Source organism: Atopostipes suicloacalis DSM 15692, assembly GCF_900129085.1.
Classification (GTDB): Bacteria; Bacillota; Bacilli; order Lactobacillales; family Carnobacteriaceae_A; genus Atopostipes; species Atopostipes suicloacalis.
This window is the reverse complement of the sequence record NZ_FQUF01000022.1, coordinates 22,596-43,569: the sequence shown is the minus strand read 5'-3', so window position 1 is coordinate 43,569 and position 20,974 is coordinate 22,596. Positions and strand designations below refer to the sequence as shown.

18 protein-coding genes are annotated in these 20,974 nt (G+C 34.2%); 11 read left to right on the top strand and 7 right to left on the bottom strand.

What is annotated here, in order from left to right; genetic code table 11:
• Positions 1-77 precede the first annotated feature (77 nt).
• Positions 78-803: an IS21-like element helper ATPase IstB gene (gene istB, locus BUB96_RS07445; protein ID WP_073297469.1), complete on the bottom strand. Its 726-nt coding sequence runs from the start codon at positions 801-803 to the stop codon at positions 78-80.
• Positions 800-2,215, bottom strand: coding sequence for an IS21 family transposase (gene istA, locus BUB96_RS07440; RefSeq protein WP_200789046.1), 1,416 nt, complete (start codon positions 2,213-2,215; stop codon positions 800-802). Before istA ends, istB begins: the two co-directional genes overlap by 4 nt.
• A gap of 923 nt (positions 2,216-3,138) precedes the next feature.
• Here istA and BUB96_RS07430 point away from each other — a divergent pair.
• The 8 genes from BUB96_RS07430 to BUB96_RS07390 all read left to right on the top strand — a co-directional run bounded on the left by BUB96_RS07430 (position 3,139) and on the right by BUB96_RS07390 (position 11,922).
• Positions 3,139-3,321: a hypothetical protein gene (locus BUB96_RS07430; RefSeq protein WP_073298249.1), complete on the top strand. Its 183-nt coding sequence runs from the start codon at positions 3,139-3,141 to the stop codon at positions 3,319-3,321.
• 42 nt (positions 3,322-3,363) lie between these two features.
• Positions 3,364-3,819, top strand: coding sequence for a hypothetical protein (locus tag BUB96_RS07425; protein WP_073298248.1), 456 nt, complete (start codon positions 3,364-3,366; stop codon positions 3,817-3,819).
• Positions 3,820-4,301: 482 nt separating this feature from the next.
• Entirely contained in the window at positions 4,302-4,964 is a 663-nt protein-coding gene (locus BUB96_RS07420) for a P-II family nitrogen regulator (RefSeq protein WP_073298247.1), read from the top strand.
• Positions 4,964-6,805 (top strand): DUF1538 domain-containing protein, encoded by a 1,842-nt coding sequence (locus BUB96_RS07415; RefSeq protein ID WP_073298246.1) that lies wholly within the window; start codon positions 4,964-4,966, stop codon positions 6,803-6,805. The genes BUB96_RS07420 and BUB96_RS07415 overlap by 1 nt, the downstream gene beginning before the upstream one ends.
• A gap of 605 nt (positions 6,806-7,410) precedes the next feature.
• Positions 7,411-7,710 carry a hypothetical protein gene (locus tag BUB96_RS07405; protein ID WP_073298244.1) on the top strand — a complete coding sequence of 100 codons (300 nt, stop codon included), beginning with the start codon at positions 7,411-7,413 and terminating at the stop codon, positions 7,708-7,710.
• A gap of 137 nt (positions 7,711-7,847) precedes the next feature.
• Entirely contained in the window at positions 7,848-8,294 is a 447-nt protein-coding gene (locus BUB96_RS07400; protein WP_073298243.1) for a MarR family winged helix-turn-helix transcriptional regulator, read from the top strand.
• 18 nt (positions 8,295-8,312) lie between these two features.
• Entirely contained in the window at positions 8,313-10,049 is a 1,737-nt protein-coding gene (locus BUB96_RS07395) for an ABC transporter ATP-binding protein (protein WP_073298242.1), read from the top strand.
• Positions 10,039-11,922, top strand: coding sequence for an ABC transporter ATP-binding protein (locus tag BUB96_RS07390; protein WP_073298241.1), 1,884 nt, complete (start codon positions 10,039-10,041; stop codon positions 11,920-11,922). The genes BUB96_RS07395 and BUB96_RS07390 overlap by 11 nt, the downstream gene beginning before the upstream one ends.
• Before the next feature lie 184 nt (positions 11,923-12,106).
• Here BUB96_RS07390 and BUB96_RS07385 read toward each other — a convergent pair whose 3' ends face one another.
• Positions 12,107-13,306 carry an IS110 family RNA-guided transposase gene (locus BUB96_RS07385; RefSeq protein WP_073298240.1) on the bottom strand — a complete coding sequence of 400 codons (1,200 nt, stop codon included), beginning with the start codon at positions 13,304-13,306 and terminating at the stop codon, positions 12,107-12,109.
• Between the two features lie 471 nt (positions 13,307-13,777).
• On the bottom strand, positions 13,778-14,533 hold the full coding sequence (locus tag BUB96_RS07380; protein WP_073298239.1) for a helix-turn-helix domain-containing protein: 756 nt from the start codon (positions 14,531-14,533) through the stop codon (positions 13,778-13,780).
• A 328-nt stretch (positions 14,534-14,861) separates the two neighbouring features.
• Here BUB96_RS07380 and BUB96_RS07375 point away from each other — a divergent pair, with 328 nt between their 5' ends.
• Complete coding sequence (locus BUB96_RS07375) at positions 14,862-15,440, top strand: GNAT family N-acetyltransferase (protein ID WP_073298238.1); 579 nt, start codon at positions 14,862-14,864, stop codon at positions 15,438-15,440.
• 47 nt (positions 15,441-15,487) lie between these two features.
• Positions 15,488-16,252 carry a hypothetical protein gene (locus tag BUB96_RS07370; RefSeq protein ID WP_073298237.1) on the top strand — a complete coding sequence of 255 codons (765 nt, stop codon included), beginning with the start codon at positions 15,488-15,490 and terminating at the stop codon, positions 16,250-16,252.
• 120 nt (positions 16,253-16,372) lie between these two features.
• Here the strand turns inward: BUB96_RS07370 and BUB96_RS07365 are convergent, their stop codons facing one another.
• Together BUB96_RS07365 and BUB96_RS07360 are read right to left on the bottom strand one after the other, a co-directional pair.
• A complete protein-coding gene (locus tag BUB96_RS07365; RefSeq protein ID WP_073298236.1) occupies positions 16,373-18,277 on the bottom strand; it encodes a heavy metal translocating P-type ATPase in 1,905 nt (634 codons plus the stop codon).
• Between the two features lie 104 nt (positions 18,278-18,381).
• Positions 18,382-19,503 carry an NAD(P)/FAD-dependent oxidoreductase gene (locus tag BUB96_RS07360; RefSeq protein ID WP_073298235.1) on the bottom strand — a complete coding sequence of 374 codons (1,122 nt, stop codon included), beginning with the start codon at positions 19,501-19,503 and terminating at the stop codon, positions 18,382-18,384.
• A gap of 345 nt (positions 19,504-19,848) precedes the next feature.
• On the opposite strand from BUB96_RS07360, the gene mgsA reads away from it, so the two are divergent.
• Positions 19,849-20,244 carry a methylglyoxal synthase gene (gene mgsA / locus BUB96_RS07355; RefSeq protein ID WP_073298234.1) on the top strand — a complete coding sequence of 132 codons (396 nt, stop codon included), beginning with the start codon at positions 19,849-19,851 and terminating at the stop codon, positions 20,242-20,244.
• A 73-nt stretch (positions 20,245-20,317) separates the two neighbouring features.
• Here mgsA and BUB96_RS07350 read toward each other — a convergent pair whose 3' ends face one another.
• Entirely contained in the window at positions 20,318-20,539 is a 222-nt protein-coding gene (locus tag BUB96_RS07350) for a DUF378 domain-containing protein (protein ID WP_073298233.1), read from the bottom strand.
• Positions 20,540-20,974 lie beyond the last annotated feature (435 nt).

Below are 20,974 nucleotides of genomic sequence, written 5' to 3'. Positions count from 1 at the left end.
ATGTGTTTTGCAATAGAGAAGTACATAGTTTTGCAACGAAAAGTACACAATGTTGCCACCCAATATTTTCCATTTAATTATTCTATTTTAGATAAAGCATTTTTCAAACGATAGCTTTCTCCTGTAAAGGTTAGTATATGCGCGTGGTGAATAAGGCGATCCACCAGCGCCGATGTGAGGCGCGGATCGATAAATACTTTATTCCAACTGCTAAACTCTAAATTTGATGTAATGATAATACTTTTTGTCTCATACCAATCACTTATCAGTTGAAAAAGTAATTCTGAACCATTTTTATTAAACGGTACATAGCCCATCTCGTCCAGAATGATCAGTTGAACACGATTAAATCGCTTCTTAAATCGTTCTAGTTGTCCATTTTTCCATGCCTTTTCTAACTCAATGACAAGATCACTAACACGCCAGAATCTTGTTTCAATACCTTCTTGGCAAGCTTTGTAACCAAGTGCACTCGCTAAGTGCGTTTTTCCGGTGCCTGGGGCACCAATACAGACAACATTCTGATTTGACTGAATAAAGTCTAATGAAGTTAACTGCTCCTTCGTCTGATTATCTTGTACGCGAATTTGATCATGCCATTCAAACATTTCCAATGTCTTATGATTTGAAAACTTTGCCTGTTTAATTAAACGCTGGATTCGTCGCTGTTCCTTTGCCTCTACTTCATGAATCAATAATTTAAGTAACCATTCTTCTTTATTTGAATCTTCAATTGAATCAATAAGACTAGGTACACGACTTAATCGTAATTCTTGGCAAACCGATTCTAGGGTATGACTCATACGCTCACCTCCTTAGAAGGAGAATGCGTCAAGGCATCATATCCTTGCCAATTCACATCACTAATACTTTCTTCATTTTCTTCAGTAACGAGCTCATAGAACCGTTCGTTTACTTCTACCATCGTGTGATTTACAAGTAACTCCAATAATCGATTAATTCTTTGATAAAGTAATCGGAAATCATCAATTCTTAAATACGCTTGAATCCTACCAGGAAGATATTTCCAATAACGAGAATAAGTTATTTTAGATAAACGTTGTTTCCAATCCTTAAGGATTGTATGCCAGTCAATCGCTCGTTTTTTATATAAATATGAACGGAAATCCTCCTGGATTAATTCTCCATTTTGAGTGACAATACGATACTTATCCCACGTGAGATAAGCATATAAGTTACCATGGCGCCATGAATTATGAATATGTATGAAAGTATTATCCAGTTTGATTTCATTTAGTTTATTGGCGCGTATCATAATTTCTTTAAATACTGGATAATCTTCATCAGGTAATGCCAGACAAACTTGTTTTTCTTCTTGCCACAAACTTTCAATTATTTGTATTTTTTCGTAATGCTTTTCTTGACGTTTCTCAATCATTTTTTCTTCTAAATCATGATTGAGAGAAGTAAAGTCTTTCATTTTTGGTGTCTCCGAGAAGAAGTTATATCTCACATAGCCGACTTTATTTTCCACACTACCTTTTTCATGTCCACTAGCAGGATTACAAACCTGTACTTCAAACCCATAATGCATCGCAAACTGTTGGAATTCATCCGTTAAGATGGGATCCTCAAATTTTGATTTTGGTTTAACAACAGCCGTTGTCATATTATCAATTCGAATTTTGCGAGGCACACAACCCATTTGGTTAAAAAGTTGTTTCATCCCCGTTAATAGACATTCTTGGTTTTCGCTTGGTAAAGCTACAGCGAATCCGGCATTACTATAGGGTGTACTCAGTACTAGCGCCTTAACGTCCTTAAATGACCCTTCATGTTCAACTTCCATCGTTCCAAAATCAAGTTGAGCCTCAGCTTGGGGATGTTCCAAGCGTTCGTAGCCAGCACTTGGCAAATCATTATGATGTGTACTTTTCCATTCCTGCACAAAATTACAAACGGTCCGATAAGATCCTAAAAAACCTAGACCTTTTAATGATTTATAATAATTTTTATTGGTTCTTCGTTTCTTTTTAGTAAGACGATAGTCTTCTTCTAACCATAAGGAAACGATATCTCCCCATCCTTCATCGTACATCATCCCTGATTTTTTCGGTATCTTTTCTTCAGGAAGGATTGCATTATCCGCATATTTTTTAGCTGTGCGCCAATTGATACCTAAGGTATCAGAAATTTCATTGATTGATTTATCGTGATTATTCCGTAGATTTTTGATAGTCTTAATGTCGGTCATTGTTAGCATCCTTTTCTACCTCCAAGTTAAGCGTCGTAACTTAAACTTTAGAGGATTATTGGGAGGCTAACAAGGCCTTTTTTTATTTCTAGGTTATGTACTTTTCCGTTGCAATCTTCTGTATTTTTATATTGCCACAAACAGGATATTTAATTTTTGAGTTTACAGATAAAAATCTCTTTATTTTTGATTCGATATTATATGGTGATGCTATGTATATTTTTAAGGATGATTGGGTTAATGTTTCTAAATTAACTAAAAGAGAGATAGTTCGAAATAATCTCGCTGAGGAAAGAATAATTCATAACAGGCATTGGAAAAATAAATTAACTAGATATCTTAAATAATATAAAAACTCATTATTAATATTTTTATGTTAATAATGAGTTTTTTTATATAATTCTCTAGTCTGTTAGAAAATATAATTAAATATCTTCCAAAGTATTTAAAAGTTTAGGTTAATTAAAATTAATGTAAAATTTCCTTGAAGATTAGCAGATAATTATTTAACTATGTTAATGAATTGAATATTGGATTATGCTGTATAGTTTTTTGAAATAAACAGGTTAAATTAGGTGCAAAATTGCACTACTATTGCACTTTTATTATTATTTAATACGTTTCATCTGACTTAATACTTTCCCAAACGCCTTGATTTTACTGCATTTATCCTTATATGCTGTACCCTTAAAATAGAGTGGGAATAGTTACAGGGGAGCTTCAAGCTTTTATACAATAAAGGTTTGGAGCTTTTTTTCTTAGAATTACACTATCTCAATTCTATTATATTTTAGATGGCTTTCAATAATAAGTAGATTGTCTCTCAAACTTATTTAGAATAAAGAATTCAACAAATGAACTTAAGAATAATATAAACTAATGAAATGGAAGTCTTTGTTGATGAACAGAAAAGGAGAAAATTTATGAAAAATATATCAAAAGAAAATCTAAAGAAACGTCTACAGTTTTTTCAGTCTATATTTGTTGTTTTAATGATAATAGCTTTATTTACAAAGTTTTATTTTGTAGCTTTCTCTTATGGAATGACATCTATTATTTTTTATTCTTTTTCAAAATTATTTAGTCGCTTAAAAAATGACTATTAATCATTTGATTAAACAAAAATCTTAATTGAAAAGAGCAAACGTATGAAATATTTTACAGAAGAAATATGGGACTTTGAAGGGTATCAGAATAACTTGTTATCTTTGAAAGAATTTTTAAACCAGGAAACATTTAAATTCCTCCAAGAAAATTCTTTTCATGATGGGATGTTATCAAATATAACAATCCATAATTCTTATACTGGAGAAACAGAAGAGATAGAAGATAGTATTGTGTCGGTATCAGCTAAAATAAAACATTGGAATGGACATATTTACAAATTGTTTTGGGATAATGTGACGGTTTATCATTTAGATTTTAATATTGCTAGAAACAGAGCAGTAGAAACAAATGAAATCCTATTCGACAGAGGACTAGATGAGTGGTCGCATGACGAATTAACATTAAAAAACGAGAATACATTTCGACATGAAATTATTTTGTTTTCCAAAACAACATTGGTCATTGAGTGTGCTCATTTTTCTATTCAATCCATTTAATTAATCAAAAAAAGTGTATACTTCACTGAAAAACGTCAACTAAATGACTATCAGTATCTCTCTTTAAAATAAAATGCTTCTATTTCGAAATGATTCTTCCTAGATTTATATTTCAAAATATGTAATACTTATATATAGCTAATATTTTTAAGCTTTGAAAATCATTCATTCTTCAATAACATTTAGAGATACAGTTACAACCTAAGAAGTTCAACTCTTCATATTGTAATTGTATTTTTTCTTGCGTCATCTCCCACTCTTTTAATAGACTCTAAATTATTTTCCAAAGCACTACCATTCATCTTACATTTAAATAAGTAATTAGAAAATTCAAATAAAAATAGATAGATTGTGACAGAATATTCATGGTTCTTTTAAAGTTTAAAAAATGCTTATGATATAATATTTAAGGTTAAAGTAACTCTAAATTAAAGAAGGTAGAATTAGAATAAAAACTTAATTATTAATGAAAGGATAACTCAATGAGTAGAATGTATTTAGCAATAGTCAATCGTGGAAAAGCAGAGGTCGTTATAAAGCATGCTAGATCTATGGGGATAGAAGAAGGGACCGTTCTTTTAGGAGAAGGAACCGTTCGTTCAAAAGTCTTGGAACCTTTAGGCTTAAATCAAACCCAAAAAGAAATTGTTATGCTTCCAGTGACGAAAGAACAAGATCAATTAATCCATCAAGAGATATCAGAGAAGTTGAAATTTGATCAGAGAAATAAAGGAATTGCTTTTTCTATTCCTTTTAAACGTTGGACAAAAGAATCCACAAGTTTTAGTTTAGAAGAAGAAGATTTTTCTTCTAGTCTCATCATGACCATCGTAGAAAAAGGAAAAGGTCGCGACATCATTAAAGCCGCCCGTAAAGCCAAAGCTAGAGGGGGCACGTTGATTCATGGACGTGGTGCGGGAGTTCCCCAAGATTATTATTTCCCTATTCAAGTCGAACCACAAAAAGATACCGTTTTAATTGTTATTCAAAAAGACAAAAAAGAAGAAGTACAAAAATCTATTGAAGAAGCGATTAATAGTGAAACGGATGGCATCGTTTTTACACTCCCAGTTGTCGCAACGAGTGGTATTTTTGAAGATAGAATGGGCGAAAAATTATCGAAAATAAAAGGAGGTCGTGAATAATGACTCTTTTTATAGATAAGATGAAAGAAGTATCCAAAACACTTCTTCCTGTTGTATTATTCGTATTATTTATTTCATTAACAACGGTCTCTGTTCCCAGTGATATTGTCATCCGCTTTTTAATTGGTAGTGTGATTCTACTGGTCGGCTTAACAATATTCTTATGGGGAGTAGACACAGCCATGGAACCCATCGGAGAACATATGGCCAAAGAAGTTGGGTCTTCAAAAAGCCTAATCAAAATCTTATTCTTAAGTTTTTTATTAGGCTTTCTGATTACAGTCGCAGAACCCGATTTATTAATTTTAGGGAACCAGATCCAAGATGCCTCAAGTGATGGGATAAGCTCGACGATGATTGTTTATATGGTCTCTTTAGGTGTTGGGATTTTGATTTCTTTAGGAGTCTTACGCTTGCTGCGTGGAATGAAGATGAATCTCTTTATGGCAATTGTTTATGGAATTATTCTAGTATTAGGCTTCTTTGTTTCTGAAGAATTTCTAGCCATTTCATTTGATGCTTCGGGAGCAACAACCGGTGCACTAACTACACCTTTTGTCCTCGCTCTATCCAATGGCTTATCTACCTTTAAAGGTGGAAAAGACGCTGAAGAAAACTCCTTTGGGTTAGTGGGAATTATGAGTGCAGGTCCAATCTTAGCGGTCATGTTGATGTCTATATTATCCGGACAAAGAAATATTCAAGGAGTTGCTGAAGAGTATGTTTTTTCAAGTGGTATCTTAGGTCCAATTCTATCCGCCTTACCGCATGTCATCTTAGAATCCATCACGGCACTTATTCCGATCACAGTCTTATTCTTTGTCTTTAATGCGATGAAGTTTAAGCTAGATAAAGAAGAAATTAGAAATATATTAATTGGTCTAGGTTTGACTTTATTAGGCTTAATTTTATTTTTAACGGCAGTAAACTCAGGATTCATGGATATGGGTCGTATTTTAGGAATGGAAATTGCTGCAAAGAATACGAAGCTTCTTGTTTTCATTGGATTCCTTTCAGGATTGATTATTGTTTTAGTAGAACCAGCTGTGCACGTACTCGGTGAACAGATTGAGGAAGTATCGGGTGGATCGATTCCGATTTCTATTATTCGTTTAACATTATCTTTAGGAGTTGGTACAGCTATTGCAATTTCAATGCTTCGGATCGTTAGTCCGGATGTGAAATTATGGTACTTTTTATTGCCTGGTTTTGCGATTGCTGTGATCTTATCTTTCTTCTCAGATCCTATTTTTGTTGGGATTGCTTATGACGCGGGAGGAGTTGCATCAGGTCCAATGACCGCAACGTTTGTTTTAGCCTTCGCACAAGGAGCAGCTACAAGTATTGAAACAGCGAATGTTTTAGTGGATGGTTTTGGAGTGATTGCGATGGTCGCAATGGCCCCCGTATTTTCATTGATGGTTCTTGGTTTAATTTTTAAATATAGGAAAACATCCCATCCTGTGGAACCTATCCCAAGTGTCATTGAAGAAGAAAAAATTTATAAACCATCTACCTTACAGCACTGTTTAGTCATTATGGCAGATCGTGGTTTTGGGGACCAAATTGTTGAAGTCGCCAGAGATTCTGGTGCTAGTGGTGCAACTATTTTCCGTGGACGTAGTTATTCAGAAGAACACCAAACAAAACTTCCACTAGTGAATGTTGAAATTGCAGAAGAACAAGAAATTGTTTACTTAATTACAGATTCAAAAATTAGTGAAGCAGTGGCCACTAGCTTAGTGAAGCATGAAGAACTCAGCAAAAAAGCCAACCTTGCTGTCTATATGACTTATACGGATGCTAACCTAAATAAAGAGACTGAAAAAACAGAAAAATAAACTTTAAGGAGAGGGTACGAATTGTTGTATCCTCTTTTTTCTATGTATAGAAAAATATAAGTTTTTAAACGTGCTTAAAAATAAATAGAAAGACGGTTGATTGGTATAAAAAAGGTACCTTGGACGCGGAAGCTCTCATTGGCGTCCAAGATTGGAAGTTCTGGACGCCAACAACTACTTTCGCGTCCAAGCGTGACTGGATCTAAAAAATAAATTAAAAACTCCAATTTTTCTGAAGCACCTCTGTCGGCACGCGAGCTCAGTCCGTGCATACGCGAACGAACCATTATAGAAGTTTTCTTAAGATAACGGCTCTATCATAAATATAGTTAGTAAATGAATTGTAATATGTACGGGGCTCTTTGAGTAAACAGATATTTTTTATAATTTCTTGAAACCCATAAGAAGGTAAATTATCGAGGCGATAATTTCCATTAACCTGATGAGCCAGTGCTAGTGCTCATTTTTTTGATTCAATTCAATCCATTGACTAAGAGTAAAATGTTTAATTGTACATATTAGAAAAGCAGTTTTCTAAAATTCTAAAATAAAACATTATACCAAAAAATAAAATTCTGCTATTGTTATAAAAAGGAGTGGATGTTATGATTGAAAGTATTTTATTTGTTTTATTCATTGCACTAATCATAGGTGTTATTTTTTTGGTAATGCGTTGGCGCATGAGACTTTCATTAAAGCAGTCTTTAAAAGTGGAGACAAAGCGAGTTCCTAAGCTTTCGGATGAAGCTTTACAAAAAAGAATAAAAAAAGCTAAAAAAATACATAAGAATAAATTTTTAAATGGATTTATTAGTTTATTTATGGATAAAGATTACGCTGAGTATAAAGAGAAACTTATGCAATTATATAAAGAGGAACTAACTAAGAGAAGCTATCCAGCTTAAAGAAAATTAATAGGAATAATATAATTTAAAGAATGAGTAGATTTTTCTATCTATTGATTCTTTTTTTTGCTAATATAGTTACTTCAAGTAATTACATTAGGTAAGTATATTGAGTAATTTTTTGAAAGGAGATAGAAATGACCCCTGAATTATCAGATGATTATATTCTTGCATGTATGAGTGCAAAACGTACGACACAATTTTTACCGGATCCACCCGAAGGACTTCGGAAACGGCATATTTATATTATTAAGATTTGTTATGATTTATCACTTGAGCTGGATGAAGTGCGAGTGAGTGATGTTGCCGAAAAAATTAATATGACACTTCCTAGCATTACTCGAAATATTACGACTTTAGAAGAGAATGGCTATTTAAGAAAAGAAGAAAATAGTGAAGATAGGCGAGTAGTGAATATTATTTTAACCGATAAAGGATTGGCTCTGTACAAGGAAGATGTTTATGGTTTTCATAAAAAAAACAGCGAATTGTTAAAAGATATATCAGAAGAAGACATGCGTAACACCATAAAAACAATTCACAAAATTTACCATCTCATGGAGAAAGAATACATGGAAAGTTAGAAGGAGAGAAAGCAACATATGTATAAAACGATAGCAAAATCATTGCGACAGTACAAAAAGCCATCTTTTCTAACGATGCTTTTTTTGGCGTTAGAAGTCTCAATGGAAATTTTTATTCCTTTTTTAATGGCAAAAGTTCTAGATAGAGGGTTATTAACAGGCGATATCCAATATGTATTGAAAATTGGTTCATTAATGTTTGTTATTGCCTGTTTATCTATGCTTTTTGGTGTTTTAGGAGGCAAATTTTCATCAGATGCAGCAGTTGGCTTTTCAGCTAATTTACGACAAGATATTTATAAAAATGTTCAGACGTTTGCTTTTGATAATATTGATAAATATTCATCATCAAGCTTAATCACTCGACTGACAACAGATATTACAAATATTCAAATGGCTTTTCAAATGGTTTTAAAGACCATTATTCGAGCCCCTTTTATGATTGTTTTTGCTTTTATGATGGCGAGTTATACAAACTTAAAGTTAGCACTGAATATTTTAATTGTGGTTCCGATTTTAGGCTTTGTATTAATTGCTCTTATTTATAAAGTGCATCCTTATTTTATTGAAGTGTTTAAAAAATATGATCGCTTAAATCGAACGGTTCAAGAGAACATTAATGGTGTTCGCGTCGTAAAATCCTTCGTTCGAGAAGAAAAAGAAATTGAAGGGTTTAAAAATGCTTCAGAAGATATTAAACAATTATTTATGAAAGCCGAAAAAATTATTGCTTTAAATTCACCCATTATGCAAATGGCTATTTATTCTACTTTATTATTAGTTTATTGGGTAGGGGCGAAACAAGTGGTGGGCGGAAGTATGACAACCGGTGAGCTTACTAGTTTTATTACTTATATGATGCAAATTTTGGGTAGTTTAATGATGGTCTCTATGATTTTTGTGATGATTGTTATATCAGAAGCATCGGTGGAGAGAGTTGCAGAAGTTCTTAATGAAGAAGCGACTCTTACGAATCCAGAAAATGCAGTAACAACCATTGAAACTGGAGATATTGAATTTAAAAATGTCCAATTTAAATACAATGTTTTATCGGAAGAAGCCGATCTAAGAGATATCACTTTAAAGATTCATTCTGGTGAAACCATTGGAATTATTGGAGGAACCGGTAGTGGAAAGAGTTCATTGATTCAGTTAATTCCAAGATTATATGATGTTACTGAAGGAGAAGTGTATGTTTCTGGTCGCAATGTAAAAGAATATGACTTAGTCACATTGCGTGACCAAATTGCGATGGTTTTGCAGAAGAACACTTTATTCTCCGGCACAATTAGCGAAAATTTACGATGGGGCGACAAAAATGCTTCATATGAAGAAGTAAAACGTGTCGCCAAATTAGCGCAAGCGGATGATTTCGTTCAAGCTTTTCCAGAAGGTTATGAAACACAACTCGATCAAGGAGGGACGAACGTATCTGGCGGACAAAAACAAAGACTAACCATTGCAAGAGCGTTGTTAAAAAAACCTAAGATTTTAATTTTGGATGATTCAACAAGTGCGGTAGATACAAAAACAGATGCCTATATTCGTCGTTCATTTTCTGAAGAGATTCCAAACACAACAAAAATTATTGTTGCACAGCGTATTTCTTCTATTCAAGATTCAGATCGTATTATTGTATTGAATGAAGGAAAAATTGATGGAATGGGTACGCATGAAGAATTATTAGAGAGTAATGAAATTTATAAAGAAGTCTATGATTCACAAGTAAAAGGAGGGACCATCATTGAAGAATAAAGCATTAACTGAACCAATAGAAAATCCTTTCAAAATATTAAAAAGAATTTTTTCTTATGCAACAAAGGAATATAAATTACGTTTAATCCTTGTTGTGATTAGTATTATTATTAGTGCGGGAACGAATGCGATTGGGATTAGTTTTACTAAAGTTTTGATTGATGATTATATTGCTCCGTTAGCGTTACAAGAAAATCCCGACTTTACTAATTTAGCTCGTGTTATTGGGATGATGGGCCTATTGTATTTAACTGGGGCGTTATTCACCTATATTTATAACCGAACCATGGTTACGGTAGCACAGGGAATTTTGAAAGATATACGTGATGAAATGTTTGAGCATATGGAAACTTTGCCGATCCGCTATTTTGACAGTAATGCTACTGGAGATATAATGAGTCATTATACAAATGATATTGATACGCTGAGACAGATGATTAGTCAATCTGTACCGCAAACTTTCTCTGCGTTTATTATGATACTATCGATTTTTACGGCGATGTTTATTATTAATATTCCGATGACTTTATTTGTTTTGCTCATGGTTGGGGTCATGGTTTATGCCATTCGCTTTTTAGGGAGTCGAAGTGGACGTTATTTCTCCATTCAACAATCTGCATTGGGAGCTTTAAATGGTTATATAGAAGAAATGATTGAAGGCCAAAAGGTTGTTAAAGTCTTTAACCATGAAGAAGAAGCGATTATGGACTTTGATGAATTAAATGAGGATCTAAGAGAAAATGCGACAAAAGCAAATACTTATGCGAATATATTAATGCCTATTATGGGAAATATTGGGAACTTTACTTATTTATTAACAGCAGTAGTTGGAACAATTTTTTCTATCACAGGTGTTACAGCTTTAACGATTGGTAGTATTGCCTCCTTTGTTCAATTTACAAAGAGCATTACAATGCCTGTTTCTCAGATTTCACAACAATTTAATGCGATTGTTCTTTCTTTAGCAGGAGCCCAACGAATTTTTCAATTATTAGACGAAAAACCAGAAGAAGATAGCGGAACAATCGAACTAGCGAATATGAAGAAAAATGACGATGGCGTTATTGAAGAAGTAGACGAAAGAACAGGTCACTGGGCTTGGAAGACACCTTCGGCTAATGGAGTAAGTTATACAGAGCTAACAGGTGATGTTCGTTTTAAAGATGTTACTTTCGGGTATAATGAGAACAAAACCGTTCTTCATAACATTAATTTATTCGCTAAACCCGGACAAAAAATTGCTTTTGTTGGCGCAACAGGTGCAGGGAAAACGACAATTACTAATTTAATTAATCGTTTCTACGATATTCAAAAGGGAATCATTACGTATGATGGAATTGATATTCAAGATATTAAAAAAGATGATTTAAGAAAATCGCTTGGGATAGTCTTACAAGACACACACCTATTTTCTGGAACGATTAAAGAAAATATTCGTTATGGAAGATTAGATGCTACAGATGAAGAAGTAGAAGAAGCAGCTAAACTAGCGAATGCCGACTTCTTCATCCGACAACTACCTCAAGGATATGATACAGAATTATCAGGGGATGGCGGCTCACTTTCCCAAGGACAGCGTCAACTATTAGCCATTGCTCGAGCTGCAGTCGCAAATCCACCTGTATTAATTTTAGATGAAGCCACTTCCAGTATTGACACAAGAACAGAAGCGATTGTGCAAAGTGGAATGGATGCATTAATGGAAGATAGAACCGTATTTGTTATTGCTCACCGACTTTCTACCATTCGAAACTCAGATGCTATAATGGTCATGGATCAAGGTAGAATCATCGAAAGAGGAGATCACGATGATTTAATCCATCAGAAAGGGGAATACTATCAGTTATATACTGGCGCATTTGAGATGAGTTAAAGAAAAAAGAAGCCCCCTTTAAAGTAGATATTAAAAACTGCTTTAAAGGGGGTATATTTCCTACGTTTAGTCAAGTGAAATATTTAGAAATTTAGATTGATTATTACGCATGCCAAATAAACCTGCTTAATAGTTCATTTTTTCAGATTTACTTGGTATAATTTAGTTACTAGTTATATGAAAATTACTGTGGGGACAGATCATAATCATATAATTGACCGAGAAATACTAAATTATGGATGGATTTAAGAAACCGATCCATACATCCAATTAGAGCGACCTTGTGCTTTTTAGCGCGAGGTTTTTCTTTTGCTCTGTAATAATAATCAACAATATGATTTGGACCAGACTTTTGTGCACGAATCATATTGTTGACGGTATTGAATAATATCTTTCTGGCGAAAGTATTTCCTCGTTTACTGATACGATCATAAGTTCCAGAGTTTCCGGATTGATATCGTTGAATATCGATACCGACATATGCATTTAACTGCTTTGGATTATCGAATCGAGTCAAGTCACCAAGTTCAGCTATGAGTAATGCTGCAGTCAATTCCCCTATTCCAGGAAAACTCTTATAAATATAAAACTCTTTAAAGTGTAGTGCTTTATCAATAAGTTCTTTTTTAATTTCATTCTTGAGTAGGACTAACTGAAGGAGTTCGTTAGCCCAATGGGCTACTAAACGCACTTCTATTGATTGTTCAGAGACAGCTGGATAAGACAGTTCGGAAAGTCTAAGTAGTTCTTCTGCTTTAATTAATGCTCTTTGGGATGAGATATTTTTCCTTGTGGTTTTTAATATGAGATTTTTTATTTTAGTTCGACTTAAATCCTCTAACCGCTTAGGATGCGGAAATAGTTGTATTATCTCCAACGCAAATTCACTTGAGATCGAACTAAAGTATTTTTCATATTCAGGAAATGATTGAACTAAAAAGACATGTAGTTGGTTTCTTACCTTTTTTATTTCCTGTTCATTTGATTCATACCAACGTGATAGTTGACGCATCTTTTGGTACTGAGGGGAAAAACTATTTGTTGGTTTCCTTTCGTGGAAATAGTGTGTTTGCGCTAGTTTATGCGCATCACTGATATCTGTTTTATTCACTCTGAGGCTATCTGTTTGTTTGCGCGCTTCAAGAGGGTTCAATAAATAATAACGAAAGTTATTATTCTGACAAAACCTTTCAATTACACGAGAATAGACACCTGTAGCCTCGAAAACAATTTCAGGTACTGAATGACAAGATTCAACGAGCTGCTGAATCCTCATAAATCCCTTCTTATCATGCTTTATCTCTCCTTCAAACTGACATATATTATCTTGATAAAGTACATAATAGCTTCGTCCGTTACTTACATCTAAAGCGATAACATCCATTTTTATCTCCCTTTCTAATAAAATTTGAAGTCTTCATATAACCTTACTGATTCCAATTTCCTAAACACGACCTCAAGGGCCCAACATACTCAAAACAGATTCTTATAAGGATATGAAGTGGACCAGTTTTATGTCCGATCTACTGACCAAAAAACCCCACGGTCTCTTCTTCATATCTACCATATAAAAAATAGTAGTGAAAAATCCACCGTCGTGGACTTCTCACTACTAATCTTAGTATGTTTTATAAGCTCAAAAATAAAAATCGCTTAGTAAATTTTACGTTTTTAGAAAATCTTTGATGAAACTGACTTTATTAGACAAAAACGAGAAAAATATCTGATACCAGCATCTCTATTAGACCAAGATCCAAGAAAATGTCTAATAGAGCTGCTAGTTTATCTGATATTTAGAGAAACATCTTATATATTATGCTTTTCAGTCGATTTTGATAGATTCTTCAAATTCACTCTAACTTCCAAAGATTTCTTGCCTTTTATCAAGAGCTTTATTAATTAATTCTGTGTGGATATCTTGGTATTCAAAAAGATAATGATTAATTTTTTCTTTGTAATCTTCTGACCAACTTTCTTTACTTTCAACTAATTCGCCGTCTATATTTGTTTGAACATAAATTTGTTTTTTAATCGCAGGATCATTTTCTGGTGAAATGCTAATTTTAATTTTATCTTCAGAATTCAACCTTATGATGAAATCACCCTTATTTGTAACAAGAGTGGGATCGTTGTGCTCTGAAAGTGGAATACCTAACAGACCAGCAGGCAGCACATATGTCCAGTAGTCCACACCATTCTCAGATAGCTCATAAAAGTTATCCTCTTCTACTGAATCTCCAGTAGAGACTTGTTCCCATCCGTTTTTTTCTAAATGACTTCGATAAGTATGTTCATTAAATCGTAACTTTACATTGTAACCAGCATAAAATAGAAACAGAACTCCTACTACAATTAAAGCTCTTTTATAAACTTTTCCTCTTTTTATTTTCTTTGTTGTCTCTTTTGCCATTTCTTTGTCCTCCCGTAATAATTTGTCTAGAGAGATCCCAAATAAATCGCTTATGGCAATAATGGTTTCTAAGTCAGGGTAGTTCCTCCCGACTTCCCAACTTGAAACAGTTGGACGAGAAACATTTAATAATTCTGCTAATTGTTCCTGTGTCCATTCTTTTTTCAAACGTAGTTCTTTAATTTTATCCCCAATATTCATCGGTATCACCTCTACACCTATTATTTTAGAAAGCGGAGAAAAACAAAAGCTATTATCCATATCATTCGTGAAAAACAGTTGATACATTATGTATCATGTTGATTTATCAACGTTTGCGTCATTTTTAATATTGATCCATAACAAGGCAATTATAGCATGAATGTAGAATACAAAATATAGAATTTTTGCTTTATAGGATTCGTCCCTAGTTTTTTATATACGGAGATGCTAAAATTTGATCAGATTGTTTAAATATTTTGAGAGATCTAAACTAAACGCGTATAATTTTTTAGTTATTTACTAACTTTAAATGAAGGAAGAACTATAAATGTTAACTACTGAACGACTAATAATTAGAAATTTTAACAGTTCTAAAAAAGATTTAAAAGCACTCTATGACATCATGTCAGATGTTGAAGTTAATAAATATCTCCCATGGTTTTCGTTAAAGAATCTTCAAGAGACAGAAGTTTTTTATAAAGAAAAGATTTTGAAGAAATATGAAGAAAATAATGGATTATACTTAGCGATTTGCTTGAAAGATCATAATATTCCAATAGGTTATGTGACGGTTAGTGAAGATCCCAGCCATGATTTTGGTTACGGCTTATTAAGAGAATATTGGGTACAGGGCATTGTGACAGAAGCTGCTGAGGCAGTTCTTGAATTTTTAAGAGATTCAAATTGGAATTTTATAACGGCCACTCATGATATTAATAATATTGCTAGCGGAAGAGTTATGGAAAAGCTTAAAATGAAGTATAAATATTCTTATAAAGAACAGTGGCAACCTAAGGATATTTTAGTAACATTTAGAATGTATCAATTGAATTTTAAACCTGATATTCCAGTATACAAAGGATATTGGGATCTTTATAATGAACATTTCATAGAAGAAGATCTTTAAAAAATGAATAGTGAAGTTAAACTTGCAATAAATTTTAGGAGGTACTAATGAATAATCATTTGAATTTAAATGTATTACAAGATTTTGTTGATATAAACGGAGGAACCTTTAAACTTAAAATAAAATGGCAGAAAGGAAATATTTATATTGATCAAGGTGAAGAAGTAGAAGGCGGAGTAGTGCACTTTACACAATTACCCTTATCTCCAATAACGGATCGCAAAATAAGAGATGATGTTTTGATTAAAATGCCTGGTGTTAGCAAAGCCACTATAAATAAGAGTCTGGCGGTAACTCAAAAAATTAAGCAACCCAACGTTATTGATTTACAAAATAAATTTAAGCAATCTATGGATTTTGAGATGGAGTTAAATTCTAATCGACCCGCAAAGATTAAAGTATTTACTTATTTTGGTATTCAACGTTTAGAGCATGATTATACTTATACCCGATCTTTATTCACAACGAACCCATACTTTGCGACGATTTTCAATGGGATTCGTATTGTTCCTTATGAGCGAGATATAGAGGAATTAGGAGACAAAGTCATTCAAACAGTCAAAGAGTATGCTCAAGATATCCTTTCAAAAGGATATAAGGAAGAAACAGAACTTCACTTCAAAGTAGAGAAAGCTTTTGAAATAACTTTTTATTTAGATAAACAAGAGGTTACTCAGGATATTCACCTTATAATGAATAAGAAAAAGGAAAATCAAACAACACTTGATGAATTTGGTTTTATTGCGTATATTGCTTTTTATCAGTTATTTGATGGCGAGTTAAATAATCATATAGCTCTAAATCAATTATAGTTCCCGGGAAATATTTCTGTGTTTTTGCATTCATAAAAATAATTCAGAAGAAACAATAAGCATTGACTAGGAATCTATCTCCTAATCAATGCTTATTTTGTTAAATAATTCAATTATTTGTTATTTACGGTAGCGTAATAATCGTAGACTATTTAAAATAACTAAAATTGTACTGCCTTCATGGCCAATGACACCTAAAGGTAAATTAATCACTTGAAGCAAGTTTGAAATAATGAGTAGAACAATCACAGAAACGGAAAAAACAATATTCTGCATCACCAGACGACGCGTGTGTTTTGAAATCGCTAAGGAAAAAGGAATTTGTTCTAAATCATCTTGGATCAATACGATATCTGCGGTCTCCATTGCGACATCTGTTCCGCTACCTAATGCAAAACCAACATTGGAAGTAGCTAAAGCGGGAGCATCATTGATTCCATCTCCAACCATTGCAATGCTACCGTATGTTTCTTGTAGTTCTTTAATAATACTTGCTTTATCTTGTGGCAATAAATTGGAACGCACATCGTCAATGCCAATTTCTTTCGCAATAAATTGAGCGGTACGTGCTTCATCACCGGTTAGCATAACGGTTTGTACACCAAGTTCATGCAATAAATCAATGGTTCTTTTTGCTCCAGGTTTTAATTGATCAGCTAGTGCATAAAAAGCTTGAAATTGGCCTTCCTTACTTACAAAAATAACCGTTTTTCCTTCGCTTTCTTTTTGGATAACCTGTTCATTTTCAGATTTAGAAATAGCTAATTTCCCATTTTCATTTAAAGCAAAAGATCGATTACCTATACGCCATGTTTTTCCTTCATACTTAAATTCAAATCCTTTACCTGTGATATCTTGTAAAGCGTCAAGAGCAATAGGGGAAATTGTTGGATAAGCATTTAAAAAGGCGGCCGCGATTGGATGAGTAGAGCTTGTTTCAGCAGAAACTACTAATCGATCAATTAGGTTTTTATCTTCCTTATTATGGTAAAAACTTTCGACTACTTCAGGTTGTCCTTTTGTGAGGGTTCCCGTTTTATCAAAGACAACAGCTTTCACATCTGTTGTACGGTCAATCACATCGCCGCCTTTAAATAAAATACCATTTCTCGCCGATCGACTAATGGCGGATAAGTTTGCGGGCGCAACACTTGCGACGAGGGCACAAGGGGAAGCGACAGTTAAGAGAACCATTCCTCTATAAAAAGCTTCTTCCCAAGTCCAACTAAAGACAAGAGGCATTAGAATAATGAATAGAGGAACAGAAAATAATACAATTTTTACATATGTATCTTCAATTTGTTGAATCTTAGAATCGGCTTTTGAAGGAGAATCTTGGGCTTCTTCTACCATTCGAATAATTTTTGAAAAGAGAGTATTTTGATCTTCCACAGTCACAATCATGTCAAAGGCAGCTTCTTCGTTAATGGTCCCACCGATGACTTCATCTCCTTGATATTTTGTCACAGCTAAAGGCTCTCCTGTAATTGCCGCTTCATTCACCACGGCAGCTTCTACATCTAATACACCATCTATTGGGATAGCTTCACCTTTGCGAACTTGTAGACGATCTCCAACTTTCAAATCGGCTGTTTCAACTTCTAGAATGTTTCCATTTTCTGTATATTTTCGAGCCGTGTTTGGAGTGACTTTCATTAACTCGGTAATTGCTTCGGAAGTTTTTGCCATACTCATGGCTTCCAAAGACTCAGCTAAAGAGAAAATAAAAATTAAAAGAGCACCTTCTGCCCAATAGCCAATAATACTAGCACCAACTGCAGCGGCGATCATCAATACATCCACATTTAATTTTTTCTCATCGACTAAATCATGATACGCATTTAAAAAAGAATGATACCCTCCTAGAATAAAAGCAATAATAAAAATAGGAATTGCTAATCCATTGTTTTGGGTATTTAATATAAATCCAGCGATAATCATTAACCCACTAATAATCGTCAAAGACATTTCATTATTTTCTTTTATCCACTCGGTTATCTTTTTCAAAATACTCACAGCCTTCATCTCAAATATTTTTTTATTTATATTGATTATAATTAAAAAGAGAGATGAATGCAATGTTAAAAATACAAAGGAAATTATTTATAATAGTTATAAATAAAAGAAGCTTACTTTACATACTTTTCAATAGGATATTTACGAGGGTCTAAAACAGGAGATTCTCCTAAAATTAGATCACTCAAAATTTTTCCAAGAAGTGGCCCTGCTGTCAAACCGGTAGATCCAAGACCACTTGCAGCGAACACATTGTCAAATCCAGGCACTTCACCGAAAAATGGAGCAAAATCGGAAGTATACGCTCGAGTGCCCACCCTTCCGGAAATGATGTCGCTTGTGCGAATACACTCAGAAAATTGTTCTTGTGCATTTAAGACCATTTCTTCTAAAGACGAAGATTGAAGGGTTAAGTCAAATGCCATATCATCTTCGTGAGTAGCGCCGACTAAAATTTTTCCATCTAGAAAAGGAATAATATCCTTTTCTCCTGTTGGCATAATAACGGGCCAGTCGTCTGTTGACCAATTTGTTTGGAGTTGTGCGAGTTGTCCTTTTTGTGGACGAATGTCAACTTTATATCCAAGAGGCCCTAATATTTCAGGAAGCCAGGCGGAGTTGGCTAGGATAACGGACTCGTATTCTTCTTTTAAAGAAGCTGTTTCTATGTAAGGTTTGTTGCTTTTGGTTTTAGTAAAAGTAGCTTTTTCGCGAATTATTTGAGCACCTTGTTTTTCTGCTGCCGTCAAAAGTGCTTCAATAAGTGCTTTTCCATCTACACGAGCACCACCAGACGCAAAAAGAGCCCGCTTATCTTTTGAATAAATAGGGATGCGTTCTCGTACTTCTTCAGGGCTTAGAATTTTCAGTTCACCAATTTCAGGTGCTTCTTCTCGGCGTTTAAGCCCAATTTTTAAAAGCTCTTCTAAGTTTTTATCCTTTTTTGTGAATAACAAAGTACCTACTTGTTGGTAAACTTCTTTAGGGATTTCTCCATTTGAAAAAACTTGCTGGAGGAAACCTGGATAAAAAGCGGCTCCCAGCTTTACCATTTGATACCATTCTTGATTTCGGCGTTTTGAAAGCCAGGGACTAATAATTCCCGCAGAAGCACTTGTTGCTTGGCCAGTTGCTTCATCGAAAAGAGTCACTTCATATTGAGGATGTTTGGATAAATAAAAAGTTGCGGTTGAGCCAACCACACCACCACCGATAACAGCAATTTTCTTTGACATATTCTAAATCTCCTTATTTTTAAAGTTATCTATACTGTACGCTTTAATCGGAACGAATGAAATAAAAAAGCCAATATTTCCGGAGAAATATTGGTTTTTCTATAATAGAAGGGTAGATATAGAATTGGCTCATTGGGATAGATTTAATAGTATCTTGGTCATGTGAAGAATTCTTGAGAATAAAGGAAAAAATGAATGAAGATTTTTGCACTTTCTCTGCTGCTTTCTTTGCTTGTAATGAATAGAAATCCCTATGTGAAGTATGCTAAACTTAATAGGAATTCAAGCGTCATCATTTTCGAAGAGAAAAGGGATGAAATTTACTGAGAGAAGGAGAGTGCATAGATGGATATTGCGTTGATTGCCCATGATAAAAAGAAGCCGGAATTGGTGGCTTTGGTTAAAGAGTATGAGGAAACGTTAAAAAATCATACGTTATATGCGACGGGGACGACGGGTCGGCATGTGGAAGAGGGAACGGAATTAAGTGTGCATCGTTTTCGGTCGGGGCCGCTTGGTGGAGACCAACAAATTGGGGCTTATGTGTCGGATCATAAGATTGATTTGGTTTTATTTATTCGAGATCCGCTAACGCCTCAGCCGCATGAGCCGGATGTGTCTGCTTTGTTGCGGTTATGTGATGTATATGAGGTTCCGCTGGCGACAAATGTGGGAACGGCAGAGCCGATTCTTCGGGCGCTAAAAGCGGGTGTGTTTGATGAGAACACGGATAATTTTTAAAGAAATTTAGCCAATAAAAAAATCGACTTTCTTAAAACCTGGAATGGGTTTATTGGAAAGTCGATTCTTTTGCTTATCGGCCTTTGAGTCTTGAGCCGCCTTCAGGAGTATAGGTAAAGTATTTCAAGCACCAAAGGGCACTCACCCCAATAACACCATAAGTAATTTGCGCTCCTAAATTTGGATTTGTCCCAAAAATCATTTCAATGACGTTAAAGTCAAGTAATCCAGCAAGTGCTATGTGAAGGCCTGCAAGGATTAAAATGGTTAAAGCCACACGGTCTAATAATTTCATAAAATATCCTCCTCCAATCTTCATGATAATCATACAAAATTTTTTGCGGATTGTCCATGAGTTAAGCAGGGTGTTTGGAGTAAGTTTTGTTAAAATGACTTCTATTTGGATTTTGCTGGGTTTGAAAAGCGGTTTGTCTATAAATAATTGATTGATAGGTGATCGGGCTTTCCAACGCGAAGAATTGCTAGTAAATAAGTGCTAGATTTGACTCATCTCATGCGAAAAAGCAATAGAAAATTTCTGAGACTTTTTATACCGCACAAATCTTGGAAAAGTGAGCGCAGGCGGTCCTTATCCCGCACAAATTTCGGAAAAGTGAGTGCAGGCAGCCTTATCTCGCACAAATCTCGGAAAAGTGTGTGCGGGCGACCTCTATCCCGCATAAATATCAAAAAAGTGAGCGCAGCTGGCTTTATCCCGCATAAATCTCGA